This is a genomic window from Burkholderia sp. HMSC10F09, assembly GCF_001806955.1.
GTDB classification, from domain to species: domain Bacteria; phylum Pseudomonadota; class Gammaproteobacteria; order Burkholderiales; family Burkholderiaceae; genus Burkholderia; species Burkholderia multivorans.
The window spans coordinates 15,051-32,829 of the sequence record NZ_KV786767.1; the positions used below are offsets into that span (position 1 = coordinate 15,051).

Here is a 17,779-nt window from a genome sequence, read left to right on the forward strand (position 1 = left end):
GCACCGTAAAAGGAGCGGCGAACATGAAAACCGTACTGATCGTCGGCGCATCGCGCGGCCTCGGCCGCGAGTTCGTCCGGCAATACCGGCGCGACGGCTGGAACGTGATCGCGACGGCGCGCGACGACGCGTCGCTCGCAGCGCTGCGCGCGCTCGGCGCGCACGCGCATGCGCTCGACATCACGCAGCCCGAGCAGATCGCCGCGCTCGGCTGGCAGCTCGACGGCGAACGGCTCGATGTGGCCGTCGTCGTATCGGGCATCTACGGGCCGCGCACCGAAGGCGTCGAGACGATCGCCTCCGACGATTTCGATACGGTCATGCATACGAACGTGCGCGGGCCGATGCAATTGCTGCCGATCCTGCTGCCGCTCGTCGAGGACGCGCGCGGCGTACTCGCCGTCGTGTCGAGCCGGATGGGCAGCATCTCGGAGGCGACCGGCACGACCGGCTGGCTCTATCGCGCGAGCAAGGCCGCACTGAACGACGTGCTGCGCATCGCGTCGCTGCAGACGCGCCATGCCGCCTGCATTTCGCTGCACCCGGGCTGGGTGCGCACCGACATGGGCGGCGCGCAGGCCGCAATCGATCCGGCGACGAGCGTGACGGGCATGCGCCGCGTCATTGCCGAGGCCGGCGCCGACGTCTCGCAGTCGAACGGCCGATTCTTCCAGTACGACGGCGTAGAGCTGAGCTGGTGAGCGCCGTTCACAACGCTTCGTCGTTAATTCCTGTTACGCATGATTCCGAACCGACCTGATGCCTGCCCGTGCGGCGGCGCGTCCCCCGCGACGGGCGGCAAAGCCACGCCGCCGCGCTATGCGGACTGCTGCGGCCGCTTCATCGACGGCGGCGCGCCCGCGCCGAGCGCACTCGAGTTGATGCGTTCGCGGTATACCGCCTACGTGCTCGGCGCCGTCGACTACCTGCGCGCGACCTGGGACGCGCGCACTTGCCCGCCGGATCTCGACATCGACCCCGACGCGCCCGACGCGCCGCGCTGGCTCGGGCTCGCGATCAAACGCCACGCGACGCTCGACGAAACGCATGCCGAGGTCGAATTCGTGGCCCGCTACAAGGTGGGCGGCCGCGCGTACCGGCTGCACGAGACGAGCCGCTTCACGCGCGACGAACACGGTTTCTGGCGCTATGTCGACGGCGATGTAAGCGAGCGCTGACAAATACTTGCTGTGTCAGACGCCGGGTAATTCCTGCATTGCACAACCTGAATTTGTCGGGCTAGGATGGCCTTCGATCGGGTCTGTTGCATGGCAGGGCTTACGAATGGCGTTCAGCAAGGTAGTGGTGGGATGGATGGCGGCGTGCGCGCTGTCGGCCGCTCAGGCCGGTACGCTGCCGAACGCAAATGCCGATGCGGGCGCGGCCGGCAAGTCGCTCGCCCATGCCGAGCGCTTCGATTACGGCGACTCGGGCCTGCCGCAGGTCGCGGCCGATCTCAACGAGCGCATTCTGCGCATCCCGGCCGACGCGTCGGGCACCGTCACGCTCGAAGCGACGCTGTTCAAGCCGGACGGCCCCGGCCCGTTCCCGCTCGTCGTCTTCAATCACGGCAAGAACACCGGCGATCTCCATCAGCAGCCGCGCAGCCGCCCGCTCGCGTTCGCGCGCGAATTCGTGCGCCGCGGCTATGCGGTGATCGCGCCGAACCGCCAGGGCTTTGCCGGCTCCGGCGGCACCTATCGGCAGGAAGGCTGCAACGTCGAGAAAAACGGCCTCGCGCAGGCCGCCGACGTCGCCGCGACGATCCGCTACATGTCGCAGCAGTCGTACGTCGACGCATCGCGCATCGTCGTCGCGGGCACGTCGCACGGCGGCCTCGTGTCGGTCGCGTACGGCACCGAAGCGGCGCCCGGTGTGCGCGGCATCATCAACTTCTCCGGCGGGCTGCGCCAGGATCTCTGCGACGGCTGGCAGAAGAACCTCGTCGACGCGTTCGATCAGTACGGCGCGCACACGGCCGTGCGCTCGCTCTGGCTGTACGGCGACAACGATTCGGTATGGACGCCCGCGCTCGTGTCGCAAATGCACGATGCATACGTGGCGCACGGCACGCAGGCGCAGTTCATCGATTTCGGCCGCTACAAGGACGATGCGCACCGGCTGATCGTCGATCGCGACGGCGTGCCCGTCTGGTGGCCGGCCGTGCATGCGTTCCTCGCGGAACTGAATCTGCCGACCGCCGTGCGCTATGCGGTCGCGAGCCCGCATGAACCGAAGGCGACCGGCTACGCGTCGATCGACGCCGTCGACGCGGTGCCCTATGTCGACGAAGCGGGCCGCGAAGGCTATCGCCGCTTCCTGAACCAGCATCCGAGCCGCGCGTTCGCGGTGTCGTCCGAAGGCGCATGGTCGTGGGCCGAAGGCGGCGACGATCCGATGGCGCTCGCGCTCGACAACTGCGCCAAGCAGGGCGCCGGCCCGTGCCGGCTGTATGCGGTGAACGATCGCGTCGTATGGAACGCGAACACGCAAACGGCCGACAACGGCGATACCGGCGCGCACGGCGCCGATACGCGCGCGCTCGCGTCGCGCTGACGCGCGCTTCCTTTCCCCTTCCCTTTCGTTTCGTTTTCGACGGCGCGCGCCAGCGTACGCGGTACGTGGCGCGCCGTGCTGCGCCGCGCGCGTGTCCGGCGGCGTCGCCTCTTCGGTCGCACAGCGTCGCTTGACGCACACTCGCGATACGAGCCGCGCGCCGCTCCCGCGCCGCGCGTCGATCGCCGCTTTCCCCATCGTTCCCCTTATTCCCGCACGCCGCGGCACCGCGCCGCCCACGATTTTTTTCTGACGGGCGGTGTCACTCGAACGTCGTCATCTGCGGCCATTTCGGGCGATCTCGAGCGTACCGTCGCGAGCGGTCCCGATCTGCGCCGAACTCCCGTCCCACAAGGCTTTGCGGCGTTTGTAACCGCTAGTGCAAGGGGCCGCGGAACACGCTAATCTCTGCGCGTTTTCGTGTCGTGCGCGCCGTCGGCCGCACGATGGCTGTCCCCGTGTGCGCGCCGCGTCCGACGATGCCGCGCGCCGCCGTTTTACTCCCGGAGTCGCCTTGAGTACGTCAGCCCCCGACGACTGGGTCGCGCGCAGCCTGCGCGCGGTCTGGCATCCCTGCACCCAGATGAAGCACCACGAGCGCCTGCCGCTCGTTCCCGTCGCGCGCGGCGCGGGCGTATGGCTGTACGACCGCGACGGGCGCCGCTACTTCGATGCGATCAGCTCGTGGTGGGTCAATCTGTTCGGCCATGCGAATCCCGACATCAACGCCGCACTGAAGGACCAGCTCGATACGCTCGAACACGCGATGCTCGCCGGCTGCACGCACGAGCCCGCGATCGAGCTCGCCGAGCGACTGCATGCGCTGACTGCGAACACGCTCGGCCATGCGTTCTTTGCATCGGACGGCGCATCGGCCGTCGAGATCGCGCTGAAGATGAGCTTTCACGCGTGGCGCAACCGCGGCCGCGCCGATAAGCGCGAATTCGCGTGCGTCGCGAACGGCTACCACGGCGAAACGATCGGCGCGCTCGGCGTGACCGACGTCGCGCTGTTCAAGGACGCGTACGATCCGCTGATCCGCCACGCGCACGTCGTCGCGTCGCCCGACGCGCGCGGCGCGCTGCCGGGCGAAACGGCCGCCGACGTTGCGGGCCGCGCGCTTGCCGACGTGCGCCGTCTGTTCGTCGAACGCGGCGAACGGATCGCCGCGCTGATCGTCGAGCCGCTCGTGCAGTGCGCGGCCGGGATGGCGATGCACGATCCGTCGTACGTACGCGGGCTGCGCGCGCTCTGCGACGAATTCGACGTGCATCTGATCGCCGACGAAATCGCGGTTGGCTGCGGTCGCACCGGCACGTTCTTCGCGTGCGAGCAGGCCGGCGTGTGGCCCGACTTCCTGTGCCTGTCGAAAGGCATCAGCGGCGGCTATCTGCCGCTATCGCTCGTGCTGACGCGCGACGACGTGTTCGCCGCGTTCTACGACGACGACACGACGCGCGGCTTCCTGCACTCGCACTCGTACACCGGCAATCCGCTCGCATGCCGCGCGGCGGTCGCGACGCTCGACCTGTTTGCACGCGACGACGTGCTCGCGAGCAACGCGCGCAAGTCGGCCGCGCTACGCGCCGCGCTCGCGCCGCTCGCCGCCCATCCGGAGGTGCGCCACCTGCGCGAGCGCGGCACGCTGTTCGCGTTCGACGTCGCGCTCGACGGCGACGCGGCGCGCGGCTTCTCGCGGCGCTTCTTCGAGCGCGCACTCGAGCGCGAACTGCTGCTGCGGCCGATCGGCACGACCGTCTACCTGATGCCGCCGTACGTGATGAGCGACGACGACATCGCCTGGCTCGCGCAGCGCACGCGCGACACGCTCGAGGCCACGCTCGCGGAGAGTGCACGATGAACCTGCTCGATACGCTGCAGCGCGGCCTCGCCGATCTCGATGCGCAAGGGCTGCGCCGTGTGCGCCGCACGGCCGACAGCGCCTGCGACGCGCACATGACCGTGAACGGCCGCGAGATCGTCGGGTTTGCGAGCAACGACTACCTCGGCCTCGCCGCGCATCCGGCGCTCGTCGCCGCGTTCGCCGAAGGCGCGCAGCGCTACGGCTCCGGCAGCGGCGGCTCGCATCTGCTCGGCGGCCACTCGCGCGCGCACGCGAAGCTCGAGGACGAACTCGCGGGCTTCGCGGGCGGCTTCTCCGACGCGCCGCGCGCGCTGTACTTCAGCACCGGCTACATGGCGAACCTCGCGGCGGTCACCGCGCTCGCCGGCAAGGACGCGACGATCTTCTCCGACGCGCTGAACCACGCGTCGCTGATCGACGGCACGCGGCTGTCGCGCGCCACCGTGCAGGTCTATCCGCATGCCGATACGGCCGCGCTCGGCGCGTTGCTCGAGGCGTGCACGTCGCAGACGAAGCTGATCGTCACCGATACGGTGTTCAGCATGGACGGCGACATCGCGCCGCTCGCCGAGCTCCTCGCGCTTGCCGAACGCCACGGCGCATGGCTCGTCGTCGACGACGCGCACGGCTTCGGCGTGCTCGGCCCGCAAGGCCGCGGCGCGCTCGCGGCGGCCGCGCTGCGTTCGCCGCATCTCGTCTATGTCGGCACGCTCGGCAAGGCGGCCGGCGTCGCGGGCGCATTCGTCGTCGCGCACGAGACGGTGATCGAGTGGCTGATCCAGCGCGCGCGCAGCTACATCTTCACGACGGCCGCACCGCCGGCCGTCGCGCATGCGGTGTCGGCGAGCCTGAAGGTGATCGCCGGCGACGAAGGCGACGCGCGGCGCGCGCACCTCGCCGCACTGATCGAACGCACGCGCGCGCTGCTGCGCCGCACGCGCTGGCAGCCGGTCGACTCGCACACGGCCGTGCAGCCGCTCGTGATCGGCAGCAACGAGGCGACGCTCGCCGCGATGCGTGCGCTCGACGCGCACGGCCTGTGGGTGCCCGCGATCCGCCCGCCGACGGTGCCGGCCGGCACCTCGCGGCTGCGCATCTCGTTGTCGGCCGCGCATTCGTTCGACGATCTCGCGCGGCTCGAAACCGCGCTGCTGCGCGCAAGCGAGGAGGCCGCATGAGCACACCGCTTTCGCTGTTCGTCACGGGCACCGACACCGAGATCGGCAAGACTTTCGTGTCGGCCGCGCTGCTGCACGGCTTCGCGCGGCACGGGCTACGCGCGGCCGCGATGAAGCCGGTCGCGGCCGGCGCCTATGAGCGCGACGGCGTGTGGCACAACGAAGACGCCGACCAGCTCGATGCGGCCGCGAGCGTCGTGCTGCCGCCCGAGCTGCGCACGCCGTTCCTGCTGAAGGCGCCCGCCGCACCGCACATCGTCGCCGCGCACGAGCACGTGACGCTCGACATCGACACGATCGTCGCATGCCATCGCGACGCGCTGACGCGTGCGGACATCGTCGTCGTCGAAGGCGTCGGCGGCTTTCGCGTGCCGCTGAACGACACGCAGGACACCGCCGATCTCGCAGTCGCGCTCGGCCTGCCGGTCGTGCTCGTGGTCGGCATGCGGCTCGGCTGCATCAGCCATGCGCTGCTGACGGCCGACGCGATCGCGGCGCGCGGGCTCACGCTTGCCGGCTGGGTCGCGAACCACGTCGATCCGGCGATGACTTACGCGGACGAGAACGTCGCGACGATTCGCGACTGGCTCGCGCGCGAGCATCGCGCACCGCTGCTCGGCCGCATCGCCCACATGGCGCCGGCCGACCCCGAATCCGCCGCGGCGACGCTCGACATCGCCGCGCTCGTCGACACGCTGCGCGCCGCGCAGCGTTGACTCCCCGATCTCACCCCTCCAGTCAGGACAGGAAAACGAAATGACCCAAGCCCAGACCGCCGCCGCGCAACCCGACGCGATTCCCGTGGCAGCGCCGTCGCCGCAGCGCTGGCGCGTCGCCGACGTCGTCGCGCTGTTCGAGCTGCCGTTCAACGATCTGATCTTCCGTGCGCAGCAGGTGCATCGCGAGCACTTCGACGCGAATGCCGTGCAGCTGTCGACGCTGTTGTCGATCAAGACCGGCGGCTGCGAGGAAGACTGCGGCTATTGCTCGCAGTCCGCGCACCACGACACGGGCCTGAAGGCCGAGAAGCTGATGGACGTCGACGCGGTGCTCGACGCCGCGCGCGCCGCGAAGGCGAACGGCGCGAGCCGCTTCTGCATGGGCGCCGCATGGCGCAACCCGAAGGAGCGCCATATGCCTGCGCTGACCGAGATGGTGCGCGGCGTGAAGGCGCTCGGCCTCGAGACCTGCATGACGCTCGGGATGCTCGAGGACGAGCAGGCGAAGCAGCTCGCCGACGCGGGCCTCGACTACTACAACCACAACCTCGACACGTCGCCGGAGTTCTACGGGCAGGTGATCTCGACGCGCACGTACCAGGACCGCCTCGACACGCTCGACCGCGTGCGCGACGCGGGGATCAACGTGTGCTGCGGCGGCATCATCGGGATGGGCGAATCGCGCCGCGAACGCGCGGGGCTGATCTCGCAGCTCGCGAACCTGAATCCGTATCCGGAATCGGTGCCGATCAACAATCTGGTCGCGATCGAAGGCACGCCGCTCGCCGGCACCGCGCCGCTCGATCCGTTCGAATTCGTGCGCACGATCGCGGTGGCGCGCATCACGATGCCGAAGGCGGTCGTGCGACTGTCGGCCGGCCGCGAACAGCTCGACGACGGCCTGCAGGCGCTCTGCTTCCTCGCCGGTGCGAATTCAATGTTCTACGGCGACCAGCTGCTCACGACGAGCAACCCGCAGACGCAGAAAGATCGCGCGCTGTTCGAGCGTCTCGGGATTCGTGCGAGCGAGGCCGATGCCCTGGCGGAACGCGCATGAGCGTCGCACGCTGCGCCGCATGACGAAAGCCGGGACACGTCCCGGCTTTTTTCATTGGCGCGGCGGGCGAAGCGCGTGCATCGGCGCCGCGTCCGCACTAACATGTGCGCTTCGCCGCGATCGCCGGACGCTGCGCGCGTCGGCCTCGTCGGCGGTTCCATCATCACGTTACGGGGATAACCAACGATGAAGCACATCGCCGTCGCGGTGCTCGGCATCGCCGCCGCTACCGCACATGCCGCCGAACCGAAATGTTCGTCGCAGACGCTGAACGGCCACACCACCGAGCTCTGCGTGGTCAGCATTCCGTTCCAGCACGACTACTACACGCTGAAGGTCGACCGCGCGCTGATCTTCACGCTGCCCGACGACTACATCGAAGACGTCGCGCTCACGCATACGATTCCGCAGGATGCGGCGATCGAGTTCCCGCTGTCACGGCAAGGCACGCCGACGGTGACGATTGCCGGCGGCTGCACGCCTGTCAGTGAAATACGCGACGGCACCGCGGTCGAGGTCGGCCGCCGCTGCGCGTTCAAGTGGGGCAATGTCGACATCCTGAAGGACCTGACGATCCGCTACGACTGACGCACGCGGCGCCGGACGTCGATGCGGCCGATACACGCTTACGCCTGCGTCGCGCGATCCAGTACCGCCCGCACTTTCGCAACGAGCCGCTCGTCGACCGGCGCCAGCACCTCGCCGCGCGGCCGTACGCCCGAGCCGAAATGCACGGCGTGCACGCCGGTCGTCCGCACGAATTCTCCGACCGCATCGACGGTCAGCCCCGATCCGGCGAGCACCGTGCAGGTCGTGCCCGCGGCGTGCCGCACCATGCGCGCGATCGTCGCCGTCGCATCGAGCACCGACGGATGGCCGCCCGAGGTCAGCACCGACGTGACGGCCGGCACGCGCAGCAGCGTGTCGAACGCCGCATTCAGATCGCGCGCGACGTCGAACGCGCGGTGGAACGTCAGATCGCGCCCGTCCGCTGCCGCCGCCACGCGCGCGAGCGCATCGACATCGACGTCGCCGCGCGCGTCGAGCGCACCGAACACGACACCGTTGGCACCGGCCGCGACGGCCGCGCGCACGTCGCGCTCGATCACGCGCAGATCGTCCGAGTCGTAGACGAACGCGCGGCTGTGCGGACGCACGATCACGTTCACCGGAATCGACACCGCGGCGACGACCGCTTCGATCAGCCCGATGCTCGGCGTGAGTCCGCCTTCGCCGATCGCGGTCACGAGTTCGAGCCGGTCGGCGCCGGCGCGCGCGGCGGCCTTCGCATCGGCGACGGTCGTGGCGATCACTTCGAGGAGCACGGCAGCAGCAGCGGGTCGGTTCATGGCAGCGCGATTCGTCGGGACAATGCGCGCATCCTAGCCGAGCCGCGTACCGTGCGCCACCCTGCGCGTCAGCCCTCTGTCCAGTCGATGTCGCCGCACAGCACGCACTGCGCATCGCCGATCCGGATCGCGATCGATAGCGTCACGCACGGCTGCGCCTCGTTGATCGACAGATACGGCCGCGTCACCTGCACGCGCCCCGGCTCCGCGATCGCCGTGCGGAAATACGGCCGCCTCAGCCAGTTCGCGCCCTGCGCCTCGGACAGCGGCGAAAAACGCGTCTCGCGCGGCGCGCGATCGGCGCGCAGCACGATGTTGCGGCCGGCCTGCCGGCCACGCGCATCGAGCAGGAAGCAGCGCGCCGCATCGTCGAGCGCGAGGAAGTTCCAGCACACGTCGTCGAGCGGCTCGCCGGCCGCGAGGCGTTCGGCTGCGCGCTCGAATGCGCGCAGATAAGGCGCGAGCCGCTGCGCGTCGCGCCGCTCGCGCGCATCGGCCTGCTCGCGAAAGCGCTCGGTCAGCTCGCCGATGCAGCCGGTCGCAGCGGCACTATCGGGCAGGCCGGGCGCCGGCCGGCCGAAGTAGTAGCCCTGCACGAAATCGGCTTCGCATGCGAGCGCGACCTGCGCGTCGTGCTCCGTTTCGATCCCTTCGACGAGCACGAGCTTGCCCGCTTCGTGCAGCAGCGCGACGAGCCCGTGCAGGATCGCGGTCGGCCCTGTGCGATGCGCGGCCTGCGACAGCAGGATCCGGTCGAGCTTGACGATGTCGGGATCGAGTTGCCAGATCCGCTCGACGTTCGCGTGCCCGGCGCCGAAATCGTCGAGCGCGATCAGGAAGCCCTGCGCGCGGCATGCGCGCACCGCGTCGGCAAGCCGCTCGACGTCGTCCGCGCGCTGTTCGAGCACTTCGAGCACGATCCGGCGCGGTGGAATACCGAGCCGCTTCAGGTTCGCGAGCAGCGCGGCCGCCTGGAACGGGTCGGTGAGCACGCCGGGGTGCACGTTCAGAAACAGCCACTCGCGCGACGCGCCGAGCAGCGCGAAATTCTCGAGATGCAGCGCCTGCGCGAGCCGGTCGAGCTGCAGCAGTTCGCCGTGGCGCGCGGCATCGCCGAACACGTCGAGCGGCGACACCGCGCGATCGAGCGTGTCGTGTGCGCGCAAAAGCGCTTCGTAGCCGACTGCCCGCTGATGCGCGAGGCTGAAGATCGGCTGGAACACGGTGGTGAGCGTCAGCTCGCGGTGCCGCGTCGCGAACCGCTCGAAGCCGGAACTCACTTCCCGCTCGAAACGGTACGGCGACGCGACAACCGGTCGCTCCTGTTGCTCGGTCGTCATGCGTTCCTCCTGAAATCGGTCTGCATCGGCAACGCGGCGGCTGACGAACCGGACGGCGCGCGGCATCGGCCCATGTCGATGAACCCTCGGTTTATCCGGCCTGCGCCGGACGGCGAGCAAGCATCAAGCAAGCTCCGTGCAAGCGTCGATCACGCGCGCTTCGCACGGCGCACGCGGTGCTGCACCAGCACGGCGCAGCGCGGTTGCACCGTTTGCGTGCATCCGCACCGGCGCACCGGAGCGCAGCGCTCGCGCGAGCACGCTACACTCCGTACGGTCGTTTCATTCCCCGCCTTTGCCGTATCGATGGAAATCGTCTTCACCGTCCTCATCCTGCTGCTCACCGTCGCGCTGTCCGGCGCGCTCACGCGCGTACTGCCGTTGCGGCTGCCGCTGCCGTTGATGCAGATCGCCTTCGGCGCCGCGCTCGCGTGGCCACATCTGAATCTCCATGTGACGTTCGACCCTGAAATCTTCATGCTGCTGTTCATCCCGCCGCTGCTGTTCGCAGACGGCTGGCGGATTCCGAAACGCGAGCTGTATCTGCAGCGGCGCGCGATCCTGATGCTCGCGTTCGGGCTCGTGTTCATGACGGTACTCGCCGTCGGCTACTTCGCGCATTGGCTGATTCCCGAGTTGCCGCTGCCGATTGCGTTCGCGCTCGCGGCCGTGCTCTCGCCGACCGATGCGGTCGCGCTGTCGGGCATCGCCGGAAAGGGCCGGATCCCGCCGCAACTGATGCACATCCTCGAAGGCGAGGCGCTGATGAACGACGCGTCGGGCCTCGTCGCGCTGAAGTTCGCGATCGCCGCCGCGCTCACCGGCGTGTTCTCGCTGCGCGACGCGTCGTTGACGTTCGTCGTCGTCGCGGCCGGCGGACTCGCGACGGGCGCGGCCGTGTCCTGGCTGTTCAGCGCGCTGTCGACGCGCTTCCTCAACGCAGAGCAGGAAGGCGATCCGGCGCCCGGCATCGTGATGACGCTGCTCGTGCCGTTCGCCGCGTACCTGTTCGCCGAGCACTTCGATCTGTCCGGCGTGCTCGCGGCCGTGTCGGCCGGAATGATGATGAATTACACGAGCTTCTCGCGCAAAAGCACGGTCGCGTCGCGCGTGCGCGCGGAAAGCACGTGGGCGATGATCGAGTTCGTGTTCAACGGCATGGTGTTCATCATGCTCGGGCTGCAGCTGCCGCACATCATCGGCCGCGCACTCGTCGAGGCGCACCATACGAGCGACGCGCTGGTCGGCCGCATGCTGTTCAACGTGGGCGCGATGATGCTCTCGCTGTATGCGATCCGCTTTCTGTGGGTATGGCTGCTGCGCTGGTTCGCGAGCCGCCGCGCAGCACGGCAAGGCCTCGCGGGCACGATGGCCGGCGTGCGCACGATCGCGGTGATGACGGTCGGCGGCGTGCGCGGCGCGGTCACGCTCGCCGGCGTGCTGTCGATTCCGGTCGCGCTGTCGAGCGGCGCACCGCTGCCGGGCCGCGATACCGCGATCTTCATCGCGTCGGCCGTGATTCTCGGTTCGCTGATCGTCGCGGTCATCGGCCTGCCGCTGCTGCTGCGCGGCGTGCGCACGACGCGCAATCCGCTCGCCGGCGAGGAGCGCGCGGCGCGCGCCGCGGCCGCTCAAGCCGCGATCCGCGCGATCGACGCGTCGCACGACGCGATCTCGGCCGAACTCGACGAATCGGGCGCCGCGCGCTGCGCGGACATCTCCGCGCGCGTGATGGATCAGTATCGGCGCCGGCTCGCCGCGCTCGCCGAGGACGGCCCGACGCCGCGCGCCGAAGCGAAGCAGGCGGAAACGATGGAGCTGCAGATGCGGATCGCCGCCGTGCGCGCGGAGCGCTCGATGCTGTATCGGCTGCGTACCGAAAGCAAGATCTCCGACGAGACGCTGACGAAGCTGATCCGCGAAATCGATCTGTCGGAAACCGCGCTGTCGACACGCAAGAAAGGGATCGTCTGAACGGCGACGCGCGGCACGCGCCGCGCCCGCCATGAAAAAAAACGGCGATGCCGCACGCGCGCATCGCCGTTTTTCGTTTGCGGCGCGCCGACGCCGCGGGCCGCGCTTACTTCGCGACGACGACCGGAATGCCCTTCAGCATCCCCGCGCCCTTCAGCTCGTCGAGCGCCTCGCGCACGGCCGCGCTGGTCGCCGCATCGATGCCGAGCTGCAGCGCGAGTTCGCGTTCCGCGCGCTTCACGCCGGCAAGATTGCGCAGCTTCACGTGGCCGAAGCCGCGTACGCGCGCATGCAGATCCGCGAGCTGCACGACGCGCGCGGCGTTGTCGGCCGTCATCGCCGCGAATGCACGCGTGAGCGTCGTTTCGTAGTCGTCGGCGAGCGCGCGCTCCATGCGGCGCTCGACCGTGCGGCCGAACGGATCGAGCCACGTACCGCGCAGGCCGCGCACACGCGCGAGCATCCCGAGCACCGGCCACATCCACTGGCCGAACACACGCTTTTTCGGCGCGCTGCCGTCGCTGCCGGCCTTCGCCACCGTCGGCGGCGCGAGGTTGAACTTCACGCGATAGTCCGTCCCCGGCACGCCTTCGAACTGCGCTTCGAGCGATGCGCGGAACGCGTCGTCTGCATACAGTCGCGCCACTTCGTATTCGTCCTTGACCGCGAGCAGCCGATAGAACGTCGTCGCGACCGCGTGCGTCAGCGCATCGTCGCCCTTCGCGCGCGCGGCGCTCACGAGTGCACGGTAGCGCTCGACGTAGCGCGCGCCGCCGTAGGCGTGCAGGCGCGCTTCGCGATCGGCAATCAATTCGTCGAGCGTCTGCGGCGCGGCATGCACGGCCACCGCATGGCGCGCGTTCCACAACGCATCGAGGCCCGGCGCATCGCCGGCCGCCATCCGGCCGACCGAAAACGCGAGCTTGTTCATCGGCACCGCGACGTTGTTCAGCTCGATCGCGCGCATCATCGCGGCGAGCGACACCGGCACGAGGCCGAGCTGCCACGCGTAGCCGAGCATCAGGATGTTCGCGCCGATCGTGTCGCCGAGGAACTTCGCCGCGAGCGCCTGCGCGTCGCAGCTCGACATGAAGCCGTCGCCGGCCGCGTGGCGCATCTTGGCGAGCAGCGCGTCCGCGTGCAGGTTCGCGTCCGGGTTCTGCACGAACGAGGCGTTTGGAATGCTGTGCGTGTTGACGACGATCCGCGTGCGCTCGCGACGCACCGTCTGCAGTGCCTCGGCGCTCGCGCCGACGACCATGTCGCAGGCGAGCAGCACGTCGGCCTGCTGCGTGTCGATGCGCACCTGGTTCAGCCAGCGGTCGCTCGATGCGATCCGCACGAACGACAGCACCGAGCCGCCCTTCTGCGCGAAGCCCATGAAGTCGAGCACCGACGCGCTCTTGCCTTCGAGATGCGCAGCCATGCTGATCAGCGCGCCGACCGTCACGACGCCCGTGCCGCCGACGCCCGTCACCAGCATGTCGTACGGCGCCGCATCGAGATGCGTGGCCGGCACCGGCAGCGCGTCGACGCGCGCGGCGAGCGCCGCTTCATCGAATGCCGCACCGGCCGCCTTCTTCAGCGCCGCGCCTTCGACCGTCACGAAGCTCGGGCAGAAGCCGTTCACGCACGAGTAGTCCTTGTTGCAGGACGATTGATCGATGCGGCGCTTGCGGCCGAGCGGCGTTTCCAGCGGCTCGACCGACAGGCAGTTCGACTGCACCGAGCAGTCGCCGCAGCCTTCGCACACCGCGTCGTTGATGAACAGCCGCTTGTCCGGATCGGGGAATTCGCCCTTCTTGCGGCGGCGGCGCTTCTCGGCCGCGCAGGTCTGGTCGTAGATCAGCACGGTGACGCCCGGCGTCTCGCGCAGCTCGCGCTGCACGGCGTCGAGTTCGCTGCGGTGATGGAACGTCGTGCCGGCCGGGAACAGCCCGTGATGGCCGTCGTACTTCTGCGGCTCGTCGGACACGACGACGAAGCGCGATACGCCTTCGGCCTCGACCTGCCGCGCGATCTGCGGCACCGAGATGCTGCCGTCGACGGGCTGGCCGCCCGTCATCGCGACCGCGTCGTTGTAGAGGATCTTGTAGGTGATGTTCGCCTTCGCGGCAACCGCCTGGCGAATCGCGAGGATGCCCGAATGGAAATAGGTGCCGTCGCCGAGGTTCTGGAACACGTGCTTCGTGTTCGTGAACATGGCATGCGCGGCCCAGTCGACGCCCTCGCCGCCCATCTGGATCAGACCGGTCGTGTCGCGGTCCATCCACGACGCCATGAAGTGACAGCCGATCCCCGCCTGCGCGATCGAGCCTTCCGGCACCTTCGTCGACGTGTTGTGCGGGCAGCCCGAGCAGAAATACGGCGTGCGCTTCACGGCGTCCGCCTCGTTCGACAGGATCTGCGGCGCGACCAGATCGACGACGCGCTCGCGGCGATCGAGCGCCGGCTTGTGACGCGCGAGCCATTCCGCGAACACGGGCAGGATGCGCGACGGACGCAGTTCGCCGAGTTCCGACAGCAGGCACGCGCCGGCCGCGTCGTGCTTGCCGAGCACGCGCGGGCGCGCGCCTTCCGTGCGGTTGTAGAGGTGATCCTTGATCTGCTGCTCGATCACCGGGCCCTTTTCTTCGATGACGAGCACTTCGTCGAGCCCGTCGACGAACGTGTCGATGCGCGTCAGCTCGAGCGGATACGAGAGGCCGACCTTGTAGATCCGCACGCCGGCCGCGTCGAGATCGTCGACCGTCAGATCGAGACGGCGCAGCGCCTCCATCAGATCCAGATGCGCCTTGCCGCACGTGACGATGCCGACGTTCGCACGCGCGGACGGCGCGATCCACTTGTCGATGCTGTTCGTGCGCGCGAAGTGACGCACGGCATCAAGCTTCGCGGCGAGACGCGCTTCGATCGTGAGGCTCGGCAGATCCGGCCAGCGGTTGTGCAGACCGCCTGCGGGCGGCGTGAAGCCTTGCGGTGCGGGCCATTGCGTCTGCAGCGCGTCGAGGTCAACGGTCGACCCCGATTCAACCGTCTCCGAAATCGCCTTGAAGCCGACCCAGGCGCCCGAGTAGCGCGACAGCGCCCAGCCGTACAGGCCGAATTCGAGCATATCGGCGATGTTCGACGGGTTCACGATCGGCATGTGCCAAGCGATCATCGCGAAGTCGCTCTGGTGCGGCATCGACGACGACACGCAGCCGTGATCGTCGCCCGCCACGACGAGCACGCCGCCGTGCGGCGACGAGCCGTACGCGTTGCCGTGCTTCAGCGCATCGCCCGCGCGATCGACGCCCGGCCCCTTGCCGTACCACATCGCATAGACGCCGTCGACCGTGCGCTCCGGGTCCGCTTCGACGCGCTGCGTGCCGAGCACCGCGGTGCCGCCGAGTTCCTCGTTGATCGCGGGCAGGAAGCGCACGCCGCTGGCGTCGAGCAGCTTCTTCGCCTTCCACAGCTGCTGGTCGACCATGCCGAGCGGCGAGCCGCGATAGCCGCTGACGAAGCCGGCCGTGTTCAGGCCCTGCGCGCTATCGGCCGCGCGCTGCATCAGCAGCAGGCGCACCAGCGCCTGCGTGCCGGTCAGGAAGATCCGGCCGCGCGTCGCGGTCAGGTTGTCGGTCAGACGATAGTCGGATAGGGCGGGCGTGCCGTCGATCGGCAGGCGGGCGGTCATGGGGACGTCTCCTGATTGTGCTGTTCTGGGCTGCGGCACGGGCGCGTCGGGCGACGCTGGCCGGCGGCAGCGGGATGGCTCTATTTTTTCTCGCAGCGACGAGAATGTTTTTTCTCATCGTGCTCCGGGTGGGCGATGGCGAGAAAAACCGCGAAGGTTTTGGTGCGGTTTTGAGAGAGTTCTCGCTCGGCGGGTGGCGTTGGGGGAAACGGCGGACCGGCGGATCAGGGTGCGCGGTGCGATAGGCGGTGCCGTGCGTGCGATGCCGGCGGTCGTGCGCAATGGCGGACTTCAAGGGCCGCTGTGGCCCGACTGGCGCGGGTTTTAGCGGTTTTCGCGCGTGCGCTCACCGTTGAAATGCACAGCGTTTCGACTGGCGTGGCGCGCGGGATATTCACATCCCGGCTGTCCCGCCACGTCACGCCGGCATTCGCACTCACCGTTCGGTTGCACAGCGTTTCGACCGGTTTTTTCGTCCGCGCGCGGTGAGGCTCACCGTTCGAATGCACAGGGTTTCGAGTCGCCGGTGGAGGCATATATCCACATCGCGATCGCTCGATTCGAGTGGATAGGTCCGGTGCTCACCGTTCGGATTCACAGACATTCGAGTGAGTTGACGCGCAGGATGTCCACATCCCGTTCGCGTCGTGAAGCGATCGGCAAACGCGCCTGCGATTGGCTGTTGCGTGTTGCGGCGGGCCTGGCAGCGGCGTTTTGCCGGCGCCGACGGGCGCTCACCGTTGAAATACACAGTGCGGCGAGTGGTTTGGTCGGCCGGATATCCACATCGGTCGTTTCGGCGCGAATGCCACCGTCCGTTCGGGTGTGGACAACCGGCACACCCAAGGACTCGAATCACTGTGCATTTCGACGGTGAGCGTCGCGGTCGGCGCGCGGGCAATATGCCGGCCGTTACGCTTGTTCAGTGCTTGAAGCGACTGCGCGCCGGAACGTCGACGGCCCGCAGGGTCCGCCGCATCACTCATGCCGCTGACCGATATTGCGCGCGGGCGTCGGAGTGTACGCGATAGAAAGACGACGTGGCCGACTAATGGAACCCGATCGCAAAGACAGACCGCGCGAACACCGATTCATTCGAGTTACGCCGCGGCGATGCGTATCGCGGGGTTGGCGTGCGGAACGTCGGCGCGTCCGGGAGGGTGGCGACCGCGTTCGGTCGGAATCGCTCGCCGGCGCGCGCCGGCGACCCGCGACGAACGATCGCGATATTGAACGCATCGCACCGTGGGAAAGGCTTTGCGAGCGATTGGCGGCCGGTGCTCACCATTGAAATGCACAGGGATTCGAGTCGCTTCGCAGTCGACATATCCACATCGGATGCCTCCTGTCGGCCGGTTTGCCGCTCGCACTCACCTCTGAAATTCACAGCGATCTGAGTCGCTTTACGGCGGACATGTCCACATCGCGGATCGCGCCTTGATAGCTCGCGATTCACCGTAGCGCGTGTTACCTCGCGACGGAGATCGCCGTATCGAAAGCCGCGCGGCGGTGGGGCGTTTCCTCCCCCTCACCGTAAAGATTCACAGCGGCGCGAGTCGCTTCGTTGCCGACATATCCACATCGCGGATCGCGCCTCGATGGATTGCGCGCCGGCGCTCACCGTTCGGATCCACAGCGGCTCGATTCTAGTCGCGACCTGGCATCGCCACATCAAAATCGGTGCCGCGATCGCACGGTCGCCGACACTCACCGTTGAAACGCACAGGGATTCGAGTCGCCTCGTTGCCCAGCTGTCCACACTGATCAGCAGCGTGGCGATGATTATTCACCGACGCTCGCCGTGCTGGCTCACGGCGGACCGGTCGTCGACACGCCACGCATTTTCGCGGCAATCTCGTGCTTCGGCGGATGGGTCGTCTCGCACTCACCATCGAAATTCACAGCGATTCGAGTCGCCGGGAGTCACCTATCCACATCGATGAAGGGCATTTAGTTGATGACCCGCGGGCACTCAGCGCTCGGGCTCCTGCAGCTCGGCCGTCGGCGCGATGTCCATCTCCAGAACAAAATCAGTGCCTCGGCGAATCGACCGTCTCGCACTC

General features: G+C 68.5%; 12 protein-coding genes. 9 read left to right on the forward strand and 3 right to left on the reverse strand.

Annotated elements, in window-relative coordinates; all coding sequences use genetic code 11:
• Window positions 1–23 precede the first annotated feature (23 nt).
• The 8 genes from HMPREF3115_RS17430 (at window position 24) to HMPREF3115_RS17465 (ending at window position 7,962) form a co-directional block, all read left to right on the forward strand.
• A complete protein-coding gene (locus tag HMPREF3115_RS17430; protein WP_006407101.1) occupies window positions 24–701 on the forward strand; it encodes an SDR family oxidoreductase in 678 nt (225 codons plus the stop codon).
• Window positions 702–740: 39 nt separating this feature from the next.
• Window positions 741–1,178: a YchJ family protein gene (locus HMPREF3115_RS17435; protein WP_006407102.1), complete on the forward strand. Its 438-nt coding sequence runs from the start codon at window positions 741–743 to the stop codon at window positions 1,176–1,178.
• Between the two features lie 106 nt (window positions 1,179–1,284).
• Entirely contained in the window at window positions 1,285–2,556 is a 1,272-nt protein-coding gene (locus HMPREF3115_RS17440) for a dienelactone hydrolase family protein (RefSeq protein ID WP_053296777.1), read from the forward strand.
• A 514-nt stretch (window positions 2,557–3,070) separates the two neighbouring features.
• Complete coding sequence (gene bioA, locus HMPREF3115_RS17445; protein WP_070555359.1) at window positions 3,071–4,417, forward strand: adenosylmethionine--8-amino-7-oxononanoate transaminase; 1,347 nt, start codon at window positions 3,071–3,073, stop codon at window positions 4,415–4,417.
• Window positions 4,414–5,598: an 8-amino-7-oxononanoate synthase gene (bioF, locus tag HMPREF3115_RS17450; RefSeq protein WP_039220275.1), complete on the forward strand. Its 1,185-nt coding sequence runs from the start codon at window positions 4,414–4,416 to the stop codon at window positions 5,596–5,598. Before bioA ends, bioF begins: the two co-directional genes overlap by 4 nt.
• Complete coding sequence (gene bioD, locus HMPREF3115_RS17455; RefSeq protein ID WP_070555362.1) at window positions 5,595–6,314, forward strand: dethiobiotin synthase; 720 nt, start codon at window positions 5,595–5,597, stop codon at window positions 6,312–6,314. The genes bioF and bioD overlap by 4 nt, the downstream gene beginning before the upstream one ends.
• Window positions 6,315–6,354: 40 nt before the next feature.
• Window positions 6,355–7,374, forward strand: a complete 1,020-nt coding sequence (gene bioB, locus HMPREF3115_RS17460; protein ID WP_035947739.1) for a biotin synthase BioB — start codon at window positions 6,355–6,357, stop codon at window positions 7,372–7,374.
• A gap of 186 nt (window positions 7,375–7,560) precedes the next feature.
• Window positions 7,561–7,962, forward strand: a complete 402-nt coding sequence (locus tag HMPREF3115_RS17465; protein WP_006407117.1) for a hypothetical protein — start codon at window positions 7,561–7,563, stop codon at window positions 7,960–7,962.
• 38 nt (window positions 7,963–8,000) lie between these two features.
• Here HMPREF3115_RS17465 and HMPREF3115_RS17470 read toward each other — a convergent pair whose 3' ends face one another.
• Window positions 8,001–8,723, reverse strand: coding sequence for a copper homeostasis protein CutC (locus HMPREF3115_RS17470; protein ID WP_070555365.1), 723 nt, complete (start codon window positions 8,721–8,723; stop codon window positions 8,001–8,003).
• Window positions 8,724–8,791: 68 nt separating this feature from the next.
• Window positions 8,792–10,063, reverse strand: coding sequence for a sensor domain-containing phosphodiesterase (locus HMPREF3115_RS17475; RefSeq protein WP_035488933.1), 1,272 nt, complete (start codon window positions 10,061–10,063; stop codon window positions 8,792–8,794).
• Between the two features lie 306 nt (window positions 10,064–10,369).
• Between HMPREF3115_RS17475 and HMPREF3115_RS17480 the strand changes: the two genes are divergently transcribed.
• Entirely contained in the window at window positions 10,370–12,037 is a 1,668-nt protein-coding gene (locus HMPREF3115_RS17480) for a Na+/H+ antiporter (RefSeq protein WP_070555367.1), read from the forward strand.
• 106 nt (window positions 12,038–12,143) lie between these two features.
• Here the strand turns inward: HMPREF3115_RS17480 and HMPREF3115_RS17485 are convergent, their stop codons facing one another.
• Window positions 12,144–15,716: an indolepyruvate ferredoxin oxidoreductase family protein gene (locus HMPREF3115_RS17485; protein WP_070555370.1), complete on the reverse strand. Its 3,573-nt coding sequence runs from the start codon at window positions 15,714–15,716 to the stop codon at window positions 12,144–12,146.
• Window positions 15,717–17,779: the final 2,063 nt, after the last annotated feature.